This is a genomic window from Streptomyces sp. NPDC006283, from assembly GCF_040613325.1.
Classification (GTDB): Bacteria; Actinomycetota; Actinomycetes; order Streptomycetales; family Streptomycetaceae; genus Streptomyces.
Genome location: NZ_JBEXRZ010000025.1, coordinates 35,011 through 50,738 on the forward strand (window position 1 = coordinate 35,011; position 15,728 = coordinate 50,738).

Consider the following 15,728-nt stretch of genomic DNA (forward strand, 5'->3'; position numbering starts at 1 on the left):
TCGGCGATCCGGAGCCGGCGGCGGCCGGGCCGGGCCGGTCGTCTCCCTGGGACAGGGTCGAGCTGTCACTGCCCGCCAGTAGGGTGGTCGGCATGGCAGACCCCTCCAGCTACCGCCCCAAGCCGGGACAGATCCCCGACTCGCCGGGGGTCTACAGGTTCCGCGACGAGCACCGCCGGGTGATCTACGTCGGGAAGGCGAAGAGCCTGCGCTCCCGCCTCGCCAGCTACTTCCAGGACCTGGCCAATCTGCACCCGCGTACGCGCACCATGGTCACCACCGCCGCCTCCGTCGAGTGGACGGTCGTCTCGACCGAGGTCGAGGCCCTCCAGCTGGAATACTCCTGGATCAAGGAGTTCGATCCCCGGTTCAACGTCAAGTACCGCGACGACAAGAGCTATCCGTATCTCGCGGTCACGCTGAACGAGGAGTTCCCGAGGGTCCAGGTCATGCGCGGCGCCAAGCGGAAGGGTGTGCGCTACTTCGGTCCGTACGGCCACGCGTGGGCCATCCGTGAGACCGTCGACCTGATGCTCCGCGTCTTCCCCGTGCGCACCTGCTCCGCCGGCGTCTTCCGCAACCACGTGCAGAAGGGCCGCCCCTGCCTGCTGGGCTACATCGGCAAGTGCTCCGCGCCCTGCGTGGGCCGGGTGACACCGGAGGAGCACCGCGAACTGGCCGAGGAGTTCTGCGACTTCATGGCCGGCCGCACCGGCACGTACATCCGCCGCCTCGAGAAGCAGATGATGGCCGCGGCCGAGGAGATGGAGTACGAGAAGGCGGCCCGGCTGCGTGACGACATAGGCGCTCTCAAGCGCGCCCTCGAGAAGAACGCGGTGGTGCTCGCCGACGCGACCGATGCCGACCTCGTCGCGGTCGCCGAGGACGAGCTCGAGGCCGCCGTGCAGATCTTCCACGTCCGCGGCGGCCGGGTCCGCGGCCAGCGCGGCTGGGTCACCGACAAGGTCGAGAACGTGGACACGGCGGGCCTGGTCGAGCATGCGCTCCAGCAGCTGTACGGCGAGGAGAGCGGCGACGCCGTCCCCAAGGAGGTCCTCGTCCCCGCCCTGCCGGAGCAGTCCGACGCGGTCACGCAGTGGCTGAGCGGCCGCCGCGGTGCGGCCGTGTCCCTGCGCGTCCCGCAGCGCGGCGACAAGAAGGCCCTGATGGAGACGGTCGAGCGCAATGCGCTCCAGGCTCTCGGCCTGCACAAGACCAAGCGCGCCAGCGACCTGACGACCCGCTCCCGTGCCCTGGAGGAGATCGCCGAGGCTCTCGGGCTCGACTCCGCCCCGTTGCGCATCGAGTGCTTCGACATCTCGCACCTCCAGGGCGAGGACGTGGTGGCGTCCATGGTCGTCTTCGAGGACGGTCTCGCCCGCAAGAGCGAGTACCGCCGCTTCCAGATCAAGGGCTTCGAAGGCCAGGACGACGTCCGGTCGATGCACGAGGTGATCACCCGCCGCTTCAAGCGGTATCTGGCCGAGAAGGACAGGACGGGGGAGTGGATCGGGGAGGACAGCCCCGCCGACGAGGCCCCCGACGACGGCCGCCCGAAGAAGTTCGCCTACCCGCCCCAGCTCGTGGTCGTCGACGGAGGGCAGCCCCAGGTCGCCGCCGCCAAGCGGGCCCTGGACGAGCTCGGCATCGACGACGTGGCCGTCTGCGGCCTCGCCAAGCGCCTCGAGGAGGTCTGGCTGCCTCACGAGGACGACCCCGTGGTCCTGCCGCGCTCGAGCGAGGGCCTGTATCTCCTGCAGCGGGTGCGTGACACCGCTCACGACTTCGCCATCCGCTACCAGCGCTCCAAGCGTTCCAAGCGCATCAGGACGAGCCCGCTGGACGCGGTGCCCGGTCTGGGGGACACCAGGAAGCAGGCCCTGATCAAGCATTTCGGCTCGGTGAAGCGATTGCGGCAGGCGACAATCGAGCAGATCTGCGAGGTTCCCGGTATGGGCCGCAAGACGGCCGAGTCCGTGGTCGTGGCCCTGGCGCAGGCGGCAGTGCCCGCACCCGCCGTGAACACCGCGACAGGAGAGATCATTGAAGAGAACGACGGGGGCAGCAGGACATGACTGAGCACGACGGAGACGGAGCAGCAGACGTGAGTACGGGCAACGGAGCCGAGCCCGGCGAGGCCACGGCGGACGTGGCCATCCCCGAGCTGGTGATCATCTCCGGGATGTCGGGCGCCGGCCGCAGTACGGCGGCCAAGTGCCTGGAGGACCTCGGCTGGTTCGTCGTCGACAATCTGCCGCCCGCGCTGATCCCCACGATGGTGGAACTCGGCGCCCGTTCCCAGGGCAATGTCGCGCGGATCGCCGTTGTCGTCGACGTGCGCGGCCGGCGTTTCTTCGACAACCTCCGCGAGTCCCTCGCGGACCTGGACGCCAAGCAGGTCACCCGCCGGATCGTCTTCCTCGAGTCGTCGGACGACGCGCTGGTGCGCCGCTTCGAGTCGGTCCGCCGCCCGCACCCGCTGCAGGGCGACGGCCGGATCGTCGACGGCATCGCGGCCGAGCGCGACCTGCTGCGCGAGCTGCGCGGCGACGCCGACCTGGTGATCGACACCTCCAGCCTCAACGTCCACGAGCTGCGCGCCAAGATGGACGCCCAGTTCGCCGGCGACGAGGAGCCCGAGCTGCGGGCCACGGTCATGTCGTTCGGCTTCAAGTACGGCCTGCCCGTGGACGCGGACCTGGTCGTCGACATGCGCTTCCTGCCGAACCCGCACTGGGTGCCGGAGCTACGTCCCTTCACCGGCCTGAACGAAGAGGTGTCGAACTACGTCTTCAACCAGCCCGGCGCCAAGGAGTTCCTCGACCGCTACACCGAGCTGCTCCAGCTGATCGCCGCCGGCTACCGCCGCGAGGGCAAGCGGTACGTGACCATCGCGGTGGGCTGCACCGGCGGCAAGCACCGCTCGGTCGCCACGTCGGAGAAGCTCGCCGCCCGCCTCGCCTCCGCCGGTGTGGAGACCGTCGTGGTCCACCGTGACATGGGGCGCGAGTGACCGGACGCAATCTCCGTCTGCGGCGGCTGCGCAGAACGACGCGCACGCTGTCGGCGCGGAAGCGGGGCGCACAGCCCAAGGTCGTCGCCCTCGGCGGCGGCATGGGGCTGTCCGCGTCACTCGCGGCCCTGCGCCGCATCACCGGTGACCTCACCGCGGTCGTCACGGTCGCCGACGACGGCGGCTCCAGCGGTCGGCTGCGCGAGGAGCTCGGCGTGCTGCCGCCCGGCGACCTGCGCAAGGCCCTGGCGGCGCTGTGCGGGGACGACGAGTGGGGCCAGACCTGGGCCCGCGTCATCCAGCACCGCTTCCAGTCCCACGGCGAGCTGCACGAGCACGCGGTCGGCAATCTGCTGATCGTGGCCCTGTGGGAGCAGTTCGGCGACCACGTCCAGGCCCTGGACCTGGTCGGCAAGCTGCTCGGCGCCCACGGCAGGGTGCTGCCCATGTCCGCCGTCCCGCTCGAGCTCGAGGCGCTGGTGCGGGGGCACGATCCGGCGCGCCCGGACGAGGTGGAGACCGTGCGCGGTCAGGCGACGGTCGCGCTCACCCCCGGCGAGGTGCAGTCCGTGCATCTCGTGCCGCACGACCCGCCGGCCGTCCCGGAGGCCGTGGAGGCCGTGCTGGACGCCGACTGGGTGGTTCTCGGTCCCGGCTCCTGGTTCTCCTCGGTGATACCCCACCTGTTGGTGCCCGAGCTGCTGGACGCCCTGGTCGAGACCAAGGCGCGCCGGGTGCTCTCGCTCAACCTCGTGCCGCAGCCCGGTGAAACAGAAGGCTTCTCCCCGCAGCGTCATTTGGAGGTTTTGGGACGACACGCGCCTAAACTCGCCCTGGACGTGGTGCTGGCCGACGAGGCCGCAGTGCCCGACCGCGAGTCCCTCGTCGACGCCGCCGAGCGGCTGGGTGCCGCGGTCGAGCTGGCTCCGGTGGCCTCCTACGGGGGTCCCTCCCAGGGGGAAGCCTCTGGGGGAGGACTTCCGAAGCATGACCCGGAGCTGTTGGCCGCCGCGTACGACCGTATTTTTCGGATGCATGGAAGGATCGGCCCATGGCGATGACGGCAGCGGTGAAGGACGAGATCTCCCGGCTCCCCGTCACCCGGACCTGCTGCAGAAAAGCGGAGGTCTCGGCCATCCTGCGGTTCGCGGGCGGTCTGCACCTGGTGAGCGGCCGCATCGTGATCGAGGCGGAGCTGGACACCGGCATCGCCGCGCGCCGGCTGAAGCGGGACATCCTGGAGATCTTCGGCCACACCTCGGAGCTGATGGTCATGGCCCCAGGCGGGTTGCGGCGCGGCTCCCGCTTCGTCGTGCGGGTGGTGGCGGGCGGCGACCAGCTGGCCCGCCAGACCGGTCTCGTCGACGGCCGGGGCCGCCCGATCCGGGGCCTGCCGCCGCAGGTCGTGTCGGGCGCCACCTGCGACGCGGAGGCCGCCTGGCGGGGCGCGTTTCTCGCGCACGGCTCGCTGACCGAGCCCGGCCGCTCCTCCTCGCTGGAGGTCACCTGCCCCGGCCCGGAGGCGGCGCTGGCGCTGGTGGGCGCCGCCCGACGGCTGTCCATCGCCGCGAAGGCGCGCGAGGTCCGCGGTGTGGACCGGGTCGTCGTGCGGGACGGTGACGCGATCGGCGCGCTACTGACCCGCCTCGGCGCGCACGAGTCGGTGCTGGCCTGGGAGGAGCGGCGGATGCGGCGCGAGGTGCGCGCGACCGCCAACCGCCTGGCCAATTTCGACGACGCCAACCTGCGCCGATCGGCCCGTGCCGCGGTGGCGGCCGGCGCCCGGGTGCAGCGGGCGCTGGAGATCCTCGGCGAGGAGGTGCCGGAGCACCTCGCGGCCGCGGGCCGGCTGCGCATGGAGCACAAGCAGGCGTCCCTGGAGGAGCTGGGCGCGCTCGCCGACCCGCCGCTGACGAAGGACGCGGTCGCGGGCCGTATTCGCCGGCTGCTGGCGATGGCGGACAAGCGGGCCCAGGACCTGGGCATCCCGGGTACGGAGTCGAATCTGACCGAGGAGATGGCCGACGGTCTGGTCGGCTGACTTACGTGACGTGGCGTCAATTCGCCGCCACTTTGGGCCATTCGGGTCCTTGGTGGCGGCGTTTTCGTGTCGTGGGGCGCTATTGACATGATCATGGGCTGTCATGAGCCTGGCATCTGTCCTTTTGTGGCACACACAAGCAAGGGGGGCTCATGAGACCCAGAGCGAGATCGATCCTCGCAGCGGGTGCACTGCTGCTCGGCGGACTGGCGGCCGCACCTGTCGCCCAGGCGCAGCCCGGAACCGGACCTACCGCCGACGCCGCCGACGCGGTGAAGGTCTTCAACGCCGATGTCACCAAGGAGCAGGTGCCCCTGCTCCTCGCACTCGGCCAGGACGCCCACGAACTGGGTGAACAGGCCCCCGACCGGGGAACCGCCCGGGTCGAGCTCTTCCTCACCGACGCCCAGGCCCGCGGCCTGGAGAAGCAGGGCGTCGAGGTCACCGAGCGCAAGGTCCCCGCCAGGACCGAGGCGCGGCTCCAGGCGGCAGGGGACGGCGTCTACCGCCCGTACAGCGGCGACGGCAATCTCCAGGAGGAGATCGTCAAGGCCGGGCAGGCCCACCCGGACATCACCAAGGTCGTGTCCATCGGAAAGACCCTCCGTGGTCAGGACATCCTCGCCCTCAAGCTGACCAAGGGCGCCAAGCGCACCAAGGACGGTGCCAAGCCGTCCGTGCTGTACATGTCCAACCAGCACGCCCGCGAGTGGATCACCCCGGAAATGACCCGCCGGCTGCTCCACCACTACCTCGACAACTACGGCAAGGACCCGCGGATCACCAAGGTGGTGAATTCCACCGAGCTGTGGTTCGTGCTCTCCGCCAATCCGGACGGCTACGACCACACGCACCGGTCCCCCGACAACCGGCTGTGGCGCAAGAACCTCCGCGACAACGACGGCGACGGCGAGATCACCAACGCCGACGGTGTCGACCTGAACCGCAACTTCGCCTACAAGTGGGGCTACGACAACGAGGGTTCGTCGCCCGCCCCGGCCAGCCAGACCTACCGCGGCGCCGGCCCGTCCTCCGAGCCCGAGACCGTCGCGATCGACCGCTTCCAGAAGCGCATCGGCTTCGAGTACGGCATCAACTACCACTCCGCGGCCGAGCTGCTGCTGTACGGCGTCGGCTGGCAGGTCGCCACCCCGACCCCCGACGACGTCCTCTACAAGGCCCTCGCCGGCACCCCCGAGAACTCCGCCGTCCCCGGCTACTACCCGCAGGTCTCCTCCGAGCTGTACACCACCAACGGTGAGGCGGACGGCCACGCGGCCAACGTCAACGGGATGATGATGTTCACCCCGGAGATGACCACCTGCCAGACAGTCTCCGACTCCGACCCCAACGACGGGTGGAAGGCCGAGGACTGCCAGTCCGGCTTCAACTTCCCCGACGACGAGAAGCTGATCCAGGCGGAGTTCGCCAAGAACATCCCCTTCGCGCTCTCCGTCGCCGAGACCGCCGCCCACCCCGACCAGCCGTCCTCCTCCGTCGGTCTGGAAGCTCCCGACTTCACCGTCGACCCCTTCACCACCTCGTTCGCCCGCGGCGGCGACCAGGAGGTGTCCGTCGTCGCCCGCAAGTCGGTCCGCGACAAGGAGCTCAAGTACCGCGTCAACGGCGGCCGCACCCACGACATGGCCCTGAAGCCCTGGAAGGGCGGCGAGACCTACGGCGGCGAGGACAACATCCGCTTCGACGAGTACCGCGCCAAGGTCAAGGACGGCGACGTCGGCGACAAGGTCGAGGTGTGGTTCACCGGAGAGACCAGGAGCGGGAAGCCCACCTCCAGCGAGCGCTTCACCTACACGATCGCCGAACGCCCACGAGCCGACGCCGTGGTGGTCGCCGAAGAAGGAGCCCCACACCAGCACGCCCGGAAGTACGTCGACGCGCTCAAGGCAAGCGGCCGCAAGGCGGTCGTCTGGGACGTCGCCACCCAGGGCGTCCCGCACCCGCTCGGCGTCCTCGGGCATTTCTCCACGGCCGTCCACTACACCGGTGACCGCGCCCCCGGCGGACCCACCCAGCTGGCGCTCCGCGCCTTCCTCAACGAGGGCGGCAAGCTGATCGAGGCCGGCGAGCTCGCCGGCGGCAACGCCCAGGTCGGCAGGGCCCAGACCGACGACTTCAGTCAGTACTACCTGGGCGCGTACGGACGTACCTCCGCCGCCACCGCCACCGGCTTCACCGGCGCGGGCAGGCTGGCCGGGTTCACCGGACCGCTCGCCGGTGCCACGGGCAACCCCGCCAACCCGCTGAACTCGGCCGGCGCCTACACGGTCACCTCCGACACCCTGCCGCCCGAGGACTTCCCCCAGTTCAAGAGCGCCCAGGCCGGCCGCTACGCGGGAGTGGTCAACCCGTACGCTCCGTATGCGGGGCAGTGGATGGCCGCCGCCACGCACGACGACAGCGACTGGAAGCGCCTCACCCGCACCGTCGACCTCACGGGTGTCAGCGCGGCCGACGAACCGGAACTGCGCCTCGCCCTCAACTGGAACACCGAACCGGGCTACGACCACGCCGTCCTCGAGGCCCACACGGCCGGGACGGATGACTGGACCACGCTCCCCGAGGCCGGCGGCCTGACCGGCACGGCGGTCCCGGAGGAGTGCGAGGCCGGGTTCTTCGTCAACGGCCACCCCTTCCTGCGGCACTACCTCACCGTGGAAGCGGGGGGCTGCACCCCGGCAGGCACCAGCGGGGCCTGGAACAGCTTCACCGGATCCTCCGGCGGCTGGAAGCAGGTCTCCTTCGACCTGAGCGCCTACGCGGGGAAGAAGGTCGAGCTCTCGCTCAGCTCCGTCACCGACCCCGGCAGCGGCGGACGCGGCGTCTTCGCGGACGACGCCCGGCTGGTCGTCGCGGGCGCGGACAAGGAAACCGAGGGCTTCGAGACCGCCCTCGGTGCCTGGACCGTCCCCGGCGCACCCGCCGGGAGCCCCGAGACCGCCGGTGACTGGGCCCGCGCCGGCGAACTTTTCAGGTCATACGCCGCTGTCACCACGCGTGACACCGTGCTACTCGGTTTCGGTCTGGAGCACCTCCCGGACGCCGCCGACCGCGCGGCGCTGATCGGCAAGGCGCTGCGCTCCCTGCGGAGTTGACGCGGCACCGGCGCCGCACCCTTAACAAAGGCAGCAGAACCGCCTTGGAGGTGGCCCTTATACCTACTAACGGGTACGGGCCACCTCGTCCCGCCACCAATGCGGTCGATGTCACTACGAGGCCCGCGGAGGGGTAGGGTCGTAGGCGGTCGGGGACATCCCATACAGCTCGCCGGCGTCGAAACCCGGCGTACCAACGAGGAGATCGGTTTCGTGACGATCCGCGTAGGCATCAACGGCTTTGGCCGCATCGGTCGTAACTACTTCCGCGCGCTGCTGGAGCAGGGTGCAGACATCGAGATCGTGGCTGTCAACGACCTGGGTGACACTGCGACCACGGCCCACTTGCTGAAGTACGACACCATCCTCGGCCGCCTCAAGGCCGAGGTGTCCCACACCGCCGACACCATCACGGTCGACGGCCACACGATCAAGGTGCTCTCCGAGCGCAACCCCGCCGACATCCCGTGGGGCGACCTCGGCGTCGACATCGTCATCGAGTCGACCGGCATCTTCACCAAGAAGGCGGACGCCGAGAAGCACATCGCGGGCGGCGCCAAGAAGGTCCTCATCTCGGCTCCGGCCAAGGACGAGGACATCACCATCGTGATGGGCGTCAACCAGGACAAGTACGACGCGGCCAACCACCACGTCATCTCCAACGCGTCCTGCACCACCAACTGCGTGGCGCCGATGGCCAAGGTTCTCGACGAGAACTTCGGCATCGTCAAGGGCCTGATGACCACGGTCCACGCCTACACCAACGACCAGCGGATCCTGGACTTCCCGCACTCGGACCTGCGTCGCGCCCGCGCCGCCGCCGAGAACATCATTCCCACCACCACGGGTGCCGCGAAGGCCACCGCGCTGGTCCTGCCGAAGCTCAAGGGCAAGCTCGACGGCATCGCCATGCGCGTTCCGGTCCCGACCGGCTCGGCCACCGACCTGGTCGTGGAGGTGGAGCGCGAGGTCACCAAGGACGAGGTCAACGCCGCGTTCAAGAAGGCCGCCGACGACGGCGACCTCAAGGGCATCCTCTTCTACACCGAGGACCCGATCGTGTCGTCCGACATCGTCAGCGACCCGGCGTCCTGCACCTTCGACTCCTCCCTGACCATGGTCCAGGAAGGCAAGTCGGTGAAGATCCTCGGCTGGTACGACAACGAGTGGGGCTACTCCAACCGCCTCGTCGACCTGACGGTCTTCGTCGGCAACCAGCTCTGATCCGTACAGTCTGATCCACAACGCGAGCACCACGATGTGAGCGACAGGGCTCGGCAGCGCAATGTGGCGCTGTCCGAGCCCTGTCGCGCGTGCAGTCCTCCGAGGAGCCGTAGAAAAACATGAAGACCATCGACCAGCTGCTGGCCGACGGGGTCGCGGGCAAGCGGGTATTCGTCCGCGCCGACCTCAATGTGCCGCTCGACGGCACCACCATCACCGACGACGGCCGTATCCGCGCCGTCCGGCCGACGATCGCCAAGCTGGCGGAGGCCGGCGCGCGTGTGGTCGTCGCCTCGCACCTGGGCCGCCCCAAGGGAGCCCCGGACCCCGCCTTCTCGCTCGCCCCGGCCGCCAAGCGCCTCGGTGAACTGCTCGGTGCCGAGGTCGCGTTCGCGACCGACACCGTCGGCGAGTCCGCCACCGTCACCGTCGAGAATCTCGAGAACGGCCGGGTCGCCGTCCTCGAGAACCTCCGCTTCAACGCCGGCGAGACCTCCAAGGACGACGCGGAGCGCGGCGTTTTCGCCGACCAGCTCGCGGCCCTCGCCGATGTGTACGTCGGCGACGGCTTCGGCGCCGTGCACCGCAAGCACGCCTCCGTCTACGACCTTCCGGCCCGCCTGCCGCACGCGGCCGGTTTCCTGATCGAGACCGAGGTCGGCGTCCTCAGGAAGCTCACCGACGACGTGCAGCGGCCCTATGTCGTCGTCCTCGGCGGCGCCAAGGTCTCCGACAAGCTCGGCGTCATCGATCACCTGCTGGAGAAGGCCGACCGCATCCTCATCGGCGGCGGCATGGCCTACACCTTCCTCAAGGCCCAGGGCCACGAGGTCGGCATCTCCCTCCTCCAGGAGGACCAGATCCCGGCGGTCAAGGAATACCTGAGGCGGGCGAAGGAGCGCGGTGTGGAGTTCGTGCTCCCCGTCGACGTCCTGGTCTCGGCGGAGTTCCCGGACCTGAAGACCAAGGCTCCCGCCAACCCGACCGTCGTCGCCGCGAACGCGATCCCCGCCGACGAGGAGGGTCTGGACATCGGTCCCGAGACCCGCAAGCTGTACGCATCGAAGCTCGCCGACGCGGCCACCGTCTTCTGGAACGGCCCGATGGGCGTCTTCGAGCACCCCGACTACGCCGAGGGCACCAAGGCCGTTGCCCAGGCGCTCGTCGACTGCCCGGCCTTCTCCGTGGTCGGCGGTGGCGACTCCGCCGCGGCCGTGCGGATCCTGGGCTTCGACGAGAAGGCATTCGGCCACATCTCGACCGGTGGCGGCGCGAGCCTCGAGTACCTCGAGGGCAAGACGCTTCCCGGCCTCGCCGCACTGGAGGACTGACCCCGTATGACCACCCGTACCCCGCTGATGGCGGGCAACTGGAAGATGAACCTCAACCACCTCGAGGCCATCGCGCACGTCCAGAAGCTGGCCTTCGCACTCAACGACAAGGACTACGACGCGGTCGAGGTCGCGGTCCTGCCGCCCTTCACCGACCTGCGGTCCGTGCAGACCCTGGTCGACGGCGACAAGCTGAAGATCAAGTACGGCGCCCAGGACATCTCGGCGCACGACTCCGGCGCGTACACCGGCGAGATCTCCGGCCCGATGCTGGCCAAGCTGAAGTGCGCCTACGTGGCCGTGGGCCACTCCGAGCGCCGCCAGTACCACGCGGAGTCCGACGAGATCTGCAACGCCAAGGTGAAGGCCGCCTACAAGCACGGTCTGACCCCGATCCTGTGCGTCGGCGAGGGCCTGGACATCCGCAAGGCCGGCAACCAGGTCGAGTACACGCTCGCCCAGCTCGACGGCGGCCTGAAGGACGTCCCGGCCGAGCAGGCCGAGACCATCGTGATCGCCTACGAGCCGGTGTGGGCCATCGGCACCGGCGAGGTCGCCACCCCCGAGGACGCGCAGGAGGTCTGCGGGGCGATCCGTGGCCGTCTCGCCGAGCTGTACTCCCCGGAGCTGGCCGACAAGGTCCGCATCCAGTACGGCGGCTCGGTGAAGGCGGGCAACGTCACCGCGATCATGGCGCAGCCGGACGTGGACGGCGCCCTCGTGGGCGGCGCCGCGCTGGACGCCGACGAGTTCGTCAAGATCGTCCGCTTCCGCGACCAGTGAGCGGAAGGGGCGCCGCGGTCTTACCGCGCCCCGGAAGCGAACCGGCGACCTGTGAGTATGCGGTGGCGCCGATCCGGCGTACCCTTGCGGGGGCCTGGGGCTCACACGAGCCCGGGCCCCCGTCGTCCGTATTGAGTTCCGAGAGAATTGCCAGGAAGTAGGGTCCAGCCGTGGTTATGGGATTCTCGATCGCCCTGATCATCTTCAGCGGGCTGCTCATGCTGCTCGTGCTGATGCACAAGGGGAAGGGCGGCGGTCTTTCCGACATGTTCGGCGGCGGTATGCAGTCGTCCGTCGGCGGCTCCTCGGTGGCCGAGCGCAACCTCGACCGCATCACCGTCGTGGTCGGTCTGCTGTGGTTCGCCTGCATTGTCGTACTTGGTCTGCTGATGAAGCTGGACAGCTGACCCATCGGTCAACCGTCCCGAGCTGGGGTGTAACTCCAATCACTGGACGAGCGTTGGGCCTTACGTAGACTGGGGCACTCGCGGCGCAGCCGCTGTGAGACGCTGTGCAGCACCATCACGCAGGGAGTTACGACCGTGGCAAGTGGCAACGCGATCCGGGGAAGCCGGGTCGGAGCGGGGCCGATGGGCGAGGCAGAGCGAGGCGAGTCCGCGCCGCGCCTCCGCATCTCCTTCTGGTGCTCGAACGGGCACGAGACGCAGCCGAGCTTCGCCAGTGACGCACAGGTCCCCGACACGTGGGACTGCCCGCGGTGCGGGTTCCCGGCCGGTCAGGACCGGGACAATCCGCCGGACCCGCCGCGCACCGAGCCGTACAAGACGCACCTGGCGTACGTACGTGAGCGGCGCAGCGACGCGGACGGCGAGGCGATCCTCGCCGAGGCACTGGCCAAACTGCGGGGCGAGATCTAGTACTTGGGTCCGGCCGGACACCCGACGAGGGTGCCGGCCGGACCTTCTCGTTGTCCGGGCCGCTTCTTGTGCGCCGCCCCGCCGACGCCTCTGTGACCGGCCTGATCAATTAGGTTGGACCCGCAGCGGGGCATGCAGGCAGGTACGAGAAGAAGTGGGCTGATGTCCGAAATGAACGCAGGCAAGACCAGGCTCAACCAGACGCCCGAATGGACCGCTCTCGGCAAGCACCGCGAGCAGCTGGGGGAGACGCATCTGCGGGAGCTGTTCGCGAAGGACGCGGAGCGCGGCAGCACGTACACCCTCCAGGTCGGGGATCTGTACATCGACTACTCCAAGCACCTGGTGACCGAAGAGACGCTGGGGCGCTTGCGTGAACTCGCCGCCGCCACCGGCGTCGCCGAACTGCGGGACGCCATGTTCCGCGGCGAGAAGATCAACACGACCGAGAACCGCGCCGTCCTGCACACCGCGCTGCGCGCCCCGCGCGACGCCGTGGTCGAGGTCGACGGCGAGAACGTGGTGCCCGGCGTCCACGCGGTGCTCGACAAGATGGCCGCCTTCTCGGAGCGGATCCGCTCCGGCGAGTGGACCGGCCACACCGGCAAGCGCATCAGGAACGTCGTGAACATCGGCATCGGAGGCTCCGACCTCGGGCCCGCGATGGCGTACGAGGCCCTGCGCTCCTACACCGACCGGGATCTGACGGTCCGTTTCGTGTCGAACGTCGACGGAGCCGATCTGCACGAGGCCGTACGGGACCTGGACCCGGCGGAGACCCTTTTCATCATCGCGTCCAAGACCTTCACCACGATCGAGACCATCACCAACGCGACGTCCGCGCGCGAGTGGCTCCTCACCAACCTGGGGGCCGGACCCGACGCCGTCGCCAAGCACTTCGTCGCCCTGTCGACCAACGCCGAGAAAGTCTCCGACTTCGGCATCGACACGGCCAACATGTTCGAGTTCTGGGACTGGGTCGGCGGCCGCTACTCGTACGACTCCGCGATCGGTCTCTCCCTGATGATCGCCATCGGGCCCGACCGCTTCCGGGAGATGCTCGACGGCTTCCACCTCGTCGACGAGCACTTCCGCACCGCACCCCCGGAGACCAACGCGCCGTTGCTGATGGGCCTGTTGGGCATCTGGTACGGGGCGTTCTTCGACGCCCAGTCGCACGCGGTGCTGCCGTACTCGCACTACCTGTCCAAGTTCACCGCGTACCTCCAGCAGCTGGACATGGAGTCCAACGGCAAGTCCGTCGACCGCGACGGCAACCCGGTCGACTGGCAGACCGGCCCCGTCGTCTGGGGCACGCCCGGGACCAACGGCCAGCACGCCTACTACCAGCTGATCCACCAGGGCACGAAGATCATCCCCGCGGACTTCATCGGCTTCGCCAAGCCCGTCCCCTCCCTGCTCGCCGGTCTCGTGCCCCAGCACGACCTGCTGATGGCCAACTTCTTCGCGCAGACGCAGGCGCTGGCCTTCGGCAAGACGCCCGAGGAGGTCAGGGCGGAGGGCGTACCGGAGGAGCTGGTGGCGCACAAGACGTTCAAGGGCAACCACCCGACGACGACGATCCTCGCCGACGAACTCACGCCGTCCGTGCTGGGCCAGTTGATCGCGCTGTACGAGCACAAGGTCTTCGTCCAGGGAGCGGTCTGGAACATCGACTCCTTCGACCAGTGGGGCGTCGAACTCGGCAAGGTCCTCGCGAAGAGGATCGAGCCGGTGCTGACCGAAGGCGAGGGCGGCGAGCAGCTCGACAGCTCGACGGCCACGCTCGCCGGCAAGTACCGCACACTGCGCGGCCGCTGATCCGATGGCGGGGGAGAACGCGGTGCGGCTGCGGCCGCCGAACAACCGGCTGAACGAACGCGCCGTCACCTGGTGGCGTTCACAGTGTCTGCTGACGGCCGCCGTCCCGGCGACCGTCCTGGTGGTGCTGGGGGCCTTCATCGAGCCGGCCCGGACGTGGCTGCTGATCCCGGCGGCGGCGATCGTCGCCGCCGGTCTCGTCTGCGCCGCGTTCTTCCCGGCCTGGTGGTACCGGGTGCACCGCTGGGAGGTCACCGACGAGGCGGTGTACGTGCGGACCGGGGCGCTGTGGCAGGAGTGGCGCATCGCGCCCATGTCCCGCATCCAGACCGTCGACACCGTCCGGGGACCGCTGGAGCAGGCGTTCCGGCTCGCCACGGTCACCGTCACGACCGCGTCCTCCAAGGGCGCCATCAGGATCGAGGGCCTCGACCACGACGTGGCCGCGGAACTCGCGGAGCGCCTCACCAGGATCACCCAGGCGACAGCCGGGGACGCGACATGAGCGAACCGGAGCGGGTGCACGCCACGGACGCGCCGGGCGTCTCCCCGGCCGTCGACGTGCCGTCCGCCGACGCGCCCGCCGACGACGAGGACGCGGCCAGGACCCAGGAGGCGGTGGACAGCTCCGTACAGACCCGCGACGGCGCCTCGCGGGTTCCGGACGGGTCGCAGGCCCCCTGGCGGCGGCTGGACGGACGCACGGTCCTCGTCACCGCCGTGGTCATGGCCGGTGTGGCCGGCGGCGCCGGGCTGCCCACCCTCGTCGGCCTCGTCGGCGGCATGCCGCTGTGGCAGGCCCTCGCCTGGGTACTGGCCGGGGCCGTGCTCCTCGTCGCCGCGGGCACCGGCGCGGATTTCGTGCGCTGGCGCCGCACGCGCTACCGCATCGGACCCGAGCGCGCCGAACTCCGCACCGGACTGCTTCTGGTCAAACGGCGCTCCCTGGCCCGCGAACGCATCCGCAGCGTCGACCTCACGGCCCATGTGCTGCTGCGCGTCCTCGGCCTCGTCCAGGTCCGCATCGGCACCGGCGAGCACGCGGGCGGCGGCGAATCCACCCTCGAACTGGACGCCGTGACCCGGGCGGAGGGGGAGCGGCTCCGTCTCGAACTGCTGGCCAGGGCCGCCCCCGGAGGCACCGGGAGCCCCCACCGCGACGGAACGCTCGCCGTCCTCGACCCGTCCTGGATCCGCTACGCCCCCGTGTCGTTCGTCGCCCCGCTGCTCGGCGGCGCGGCGGCGGGCGCGGTGATGCAGGTCAGCGAGTGGTTCGGGGCGCAGAGCGAGGTCATCGACTGGGTGTGGGCCCGCTTCAGGGACACCTCGGTCGTATGGATGATCCTTGTGCTGGCCGCTGCCACGCTGGCGACCGGGATCGTCGGCGCGCTCGGCCTGTGGGTCGAGATGTGGTGGAACTACCGGCTGGAGCGGGAGCCCGGCGGCACCCTGCGGGTGCGGCGCGGTCTGTTCACCGCACGCTCGATATCCATAGAGGAACGCCGACTGCGCGGCATCGAC

Annotated in this window: 13 protein-coding genes; all 13 read left to right on the plus strand. The window is 69.7% G+C overall.

Annotation, left to right across the window (positions count from 1 at the left end; all coding sequences use genetic code 11):
• Positions 1-92 precede the first annotated feature (92 nt).
• A complete protein-coding gene (uvrC, locus tag ABZ070_RS08360) occupies positions 93-2,075 on the plus strand; it encodes an excinuclease ABC subunit UvrC (protein WP_356631292.1) in 1,983 nt (660 codons plus the stop codon).
• Positions 2,072-3,013 carry an RNase adapter RapZ gene (gene rapZ, locus ABZ070_RS08365; protein ID WP_356631294.1) on the plus strand — a complete coding sequence of 314 codons (942 nt, stop codon included), beginning with the start codon at positions 2,072-2,074 and terminating at the stop codon, positions 3,011-3,013. The genes uvrC and rapZ overlap by 4 nt, the downstream gene beginning before the upstream one ends.
• A complete protein-coding gene (gene yvcK / locus ABZ070_RS08370) occupies positions 3,010-4,074 on the plus strand; it encodes a uridine diphosphate-N-acetylglucosamine-binding protein YvcK (RefSeq protein ID WP_356631296.1) in 1,065 nt (354 codons plus the stop codon). Before rapZ ends, yvcK begins: the two co-directional genes overlap by 4 nt.
• On the plus strand, positions 4,065-5,054 hold the full coding sequence (gene whiA / locus ABZ070_RS08375) for a DNA-binding protein WhiA (protein WP_356631298.1): 990 nt from the start codon (positions 4,065-4,067) through the stop codon (positions 5,052-5,054). Before yvcK ends, whiA begins: the two co-directional genes overlap by 10 nt.
• 152 nt (positions 5,055-5,206) lie before the next feature.
• Positions 5,207-8,170, plus strand: coding sequence for a M14 family zinc carboxypeptidase (locus ABZ070_RS08380; RefSeq protein WP_356631300.1), 2,964 nt, complete (start codon positions 5,207-5,209; stop codon positions 8,168-8,170).
• A 213-nt stretch (positions 8,171-8,383) separates the two neighbouring features.
• Positions 8,384-9,394 carry a type I glyceraldehyde-3-phosphate dehydrogenase gene (gap, locus tag ABZ070_RS08385; RefSeq protein ID WP_356631302.1) on the plus strand — a complete coding sequence of 337 codons (1,011 nt, stop codon included), beginning with the start codon at positions 8,384-8,386 and terminating at the stop codon, positions 9,392-9,394.
• 119 nt (positions 9,395-9,513) lie between these two features.
• A complete protein-coding gene (locus tag ABZ070_RS08390; protein WP_356631304.1) occupies positions 9,514-10,725 on the plus strand; it encodes a phosphoglycerate kinase in 1,212 nt (403 codons plus the stop codon).
• Positions 10,726-10,731: 6 nt separating this feature from the next.
• Positions 10,732-11,508, plus strand: a complete 777-nt coding sequence (gene tpiA, locus ABZ070_RS08395) for a triose-phosphate isomerase (protein WP_356631306.1) — start codon at positions 10,732-10,734, stop codon at positions 11,506-11,508.
• Between the two features lie 176 nt (positions 11,509-11,684).
• Positions 11,685-11,915: a preprotein translocase subunit SecG gene (secG, locus tag ABZ070_RS08400; protein ID WP_005318972.1), complete on the plus strand. Its 231-nt coding sequence runs from the start codon at positions 11,685-11,687 to the stop codon at positions 11,913-11,915.
• 135 nt (positions 11,916-12,050) lie between these two features.
• Positions 12,051-12,386, plus strand: coding sequence for an RNA polymerase-binding protein RbpA (locus ABZ070_RS08405; RefSeq protein WP_003957010.1), 336 nt, complete (start codon positions 12,051-12,053; stop codon positions 12,384-12,386).
• 171 nt (positions 12,387-12,557) lie between these two features.
• On the plus strand, positions 12,558-14,207 hold the full coding sequence (gene pgi / locus ABZ070_RS08410; protein WP_356631313.1) for a glucose-6-phosphate isomerase: 1,650 nt from the start codon (positions 12,558-12,560) through the stop codon (positions 14,205-14,207).
• A 4-nt stretch (positions 14,208-14,211) separates the two neighbouring features.
• The gene (locus ABZ070_RS08415) at positions 14,212-14,712 is read left to right on the plus strand and encodes a PH domain-containing protein (protein WP_356631308.1); all 501 of its coding nucleotides are present in this window, start codon (positions 14,212-14,214) and stop codon (positions 14,710-14,712) included.
• Positions 14,709-15,728: PH domain-containing protein (locus ABZ070_RS08420; protein WP_356631310.1), on the plus strand; the 1,020-nt coding region annotated here is incomplete at its 3' end. The genes ABZ070_RS08415 and ABZ070_RS08420, both read left to right, overlap by 4 nt.

Excerpts from the sequence above, each read along its gene's own strand:
- whiA (WP_356631298.1), top strand. The coding sequence starts at position 4,065 with ATGGCGATGACGGCAGCGGTGAAGGACGAGATCTCCCGGCTCCCCGTC.
- ABZ070_RS08415 (WP_356631308.1), top strand. The coding sequence starts at position 14,212 with ATGGCGGGGGAGAACGCGGTGCGGCTGCGGCCGCCGAACAACCGGCTG.
- secG (WP_005318972.1), top strand. The coding sequence starts at position 11,685 with ATGGGATTCTCGATCGCCCTGATCATCTTCAGCGGGCTGCTCATGCTG.
- rapZ (WP_356631294.1), top strand. The coding sequence starts at position 2,072 with ATGACTGAGCACGACGGAGACGGAGCAGCAGACGTGAGTACGGGCAAC.
- ABZ070_RS08390 (WP_356631304.1), top strand. The coding sequence starts at position 9,514 with ATGAAGACCATCGACCAGCTGCTGGCCGACGGGGTCGCGGGCAAGCGG.
- uvrC (WP_356631292.1), top strand. The coding sequence starts at position 93 with ATGGCAGACCCCTCCAGCTACCGCCCCAAGCCGGGACAGATCCCCGAC.
- pgi (WP_356631313.1), top strand. The coding sequence starts at position 12,558 with ATGAACGCAGGCAAGACCAGGCTCAACCAGACGCCCGAATGGACCGCT.
- tpiA (WP_356631306.1), top strand. The coding sequence starts at position 10,732 with ATGACCACCCGTACCCCGCTGATGGCGGGCAACTGGAAGATGAACCTC.
- ABZ070_RS08380 (WP_356631300.1), top strand. The coding sequence starts at position 5,207 with ATGAGACCCAGAGCGAGATCGATCCTCGCAGCGGGTGCACTGCTGCTC.